This is a genomic window from Streptomyces sp. NRRL B-1347, assembly GCF_000720325.1.
In the GTDB taxonomy this organism is placed as follows: Bacteria; Actinomycetota; Actinomycetes; order Streptomycetales; family Streptomycetaceae; genus Streptomyces.
The window spans coordinates 1-2,285 of the sequence record NZ_JOJM01000229.1; the positions used below are offsets into that span (position 1 = coordinate 1).

Consider the following 2,285-nt stretch of genomic DNA (forward strand, 5'->3'; position numbering starts at 1 on the left):
CCCACCCCCACCCCCGCTCCCGCTCCCGCTCCCACGAGCACGAGCACGAGCACGAGCACGAGCTAACGCGCCCGCGCGGGACAGACCGCCCGCACCGCCAAGCCCACCCGCGCCACCCAGCCCACACACATCACCCGTGGTGCTCCCACCATCCGCACCACCAGCGCCTCCTGCACCACCCCGGCCTCCGGCACCGCCTCCACTGCCACCAGCACTGCCTCCACTGCCGCCGGTACTGACTCCACCACCCGCATCACCCGCACCGTCCACACAACCCGCCGCACCTCGCACACTCACACCCACACCTCTTGAACCACTCGCACCGTCCGTGTCACCTGCCTCAGCGGTGCTGCTCCCGCCGCTCACGCCACCTGCGCCGCCTGCACTGCACGCCTCACTCACAACACCCGTACCGCACCCACTGCCTGCGCCACTCACGCCATCCACGCCGTGCACCTCACCGGTAACACCCGCACTGTGCACACCACTTGGACCACCCGCACAACCCGTGCCACTCACACTGCCTGCGTCACCGGCCCCGCCACCCGCACCGCGCGCGCCGCGCGCGCCGCGCGCGCCGCGCGCGCCGCCCTGACCGCCCTGACCGCCCGCGGCACGCGTACGCCCCATGGCGCGGGCACTCTCCAGACCACCCGAACTGCCGCTCCCGCCCGCACCCCTCGCACGGCCCGCGCCAGCCCCACCGCCCCCGCTTCCCGCGCTGTCTGCCCCGCACGCACCACCGGCTCCACCCGAGCGGCGGCGCGCACCAGCCGGATCCCCCGCACCCGACGCACCGTCAACTCCCCTGCCCCCGCCCGCATCCCCCACACCGAAAGCCCCGGCCCCACCGCGCCCTTCACCCGCACCGGCCGCACCGGCCCAGGCGCCCGCGCCCCTCGAACTGCCCCTACCGTCCGCCCTGTACGCATCACCGGCACCACTCAGACGGCCACGCCCACCGCCCGGATCCCCCGCACCTGCCGCACCGTCAACACGCCCGGCCCCGCCCGCACTGGCCGCACTGGCCGCACTGGCCGCACTGGCCGCACTGGCCGCACTGGCCGCACTGGCCGCACTGGCCGCACTGGCCGCACTGGCCGCACTGGCCGGGCCGAACGCGCCGCTCGCCCCACCGTTACTCCCGTCACTCCCCATATGGACCGCACCCGCACCACCCGCACCACCCGCATGACCGGCACCGCCGGCCCGGTCCGTGTGCCCGGCACCGTCCGCACTCCCCCCGCGGCCCGCACCGGTCACACCGGCCGTGCGGTCCGGGCGGCCGACACGGTCCGCGCCGGCCGCCCGGCCGGCCTCACCCACCCGCCCGGCACCGTCCGCAGGACCGGCCCGGCCCGCCCGGTCTGCGCTCCCCGCGCCGCCGGCGGCCGGGCCGGTGCCGGCGGTCCCGCCCGTCCTGTCGCCCGTCCTGTCGTCCGTCTCGTCCTGGGCCGTGTACGGCCCTGCCGGTAACGACACCCCCGCCCCCCTTGTCTGGTCGGCTACTGTCCCCGGCCCGGATCCAGATCGATCGCGGCCGCGGCCCCGGCACACGCGATACCCGGCAGCAGCAACTGCCACATACGCACGATCCGCTGCGGCAACGCCGCCGTCGTCCCGGTCAGATGCGCATGCTGCTGCGTCCCCGTCATCGCCCCGACCACGAACTCCGCCACCACCTCGGGCTCCACCCCCGGCGCCAGCTGCCCCTGCTCCCGCGCCACCTCCAGCCAGCCCTGGAAAATCTTCTCCCACTCATAGAACGACGTGTCGTCCTCGATCCCGTGACTGCGCTGCTCCACCGCCAGCCGCACACCCGCCCGCAGCAACGGATTCACATTCAGCTGATGCGCCCACACCAGCGACAGATCCACCAGCCGCTGCAACCCCTGCGAATGCACCCGCGGCACCATCACCTCCGGCTGCGCCCGGATCACCGCACGCGCCAACGCCTCCTTGGACTCGAAATGGAAATACACCGCCCCCAGCGTCACCCCCGCCCGCCGCATGATCTCCCGCATACTCGCCCCCCGATACCCCAGCTCATCAAAAGCCAGCGCCGCCGCCCGCAGAATGTCATCCCGGGTCTTCACAGCACGCTCCTGCTTGGGCTCCACCATCGAGCGTCCCCGCCCTTCCCTCGCCACAAAAACGAACGGCCGTTATTTTACGCCCCGCCCCGCCCCCACACCAGGCCACCAACCCCACCCAAACCCACCCCCCAGACCTGTCTCTTATACACATCTCCGAGCCCACGAGACCGAGGCTGAAATCGTATGCCG

The 2,285-nt window shown here is 73.4% G+C and carries 1 protein-coding gene; it reads right to left on the reverse strand.

What is annotated here, in order from left to right; genetic code table 11:
* Window positions 1–1,505: 1,505 nt before the first annotated feature.
* The gene (locus IG74_RS0144660; protein WP_030689581.1) at window positions 1,506–2,123 is read right to left on the reverse strand and encodes a ScbR family autoregulator-binding transcription factor; all 618 of its coding nucleotides are present in this window, start codon (window positions 2,121–2,123) and stop codon (window positions 1,506–1,508) included.
* Window positions 2,124–2,285: the final 162 nt, after the last annotated feature.

Bases quoted from the DNA above. Each gene is read 5' to 3' on its own strand.
- IG74_RS0144660 (WP_030689581.1), bottom strand. From the start codon at position 2,123: ATGGTGGAGCCCAAGCAGGAGCGTGCTGTGAAGACCCGGGATGACATT.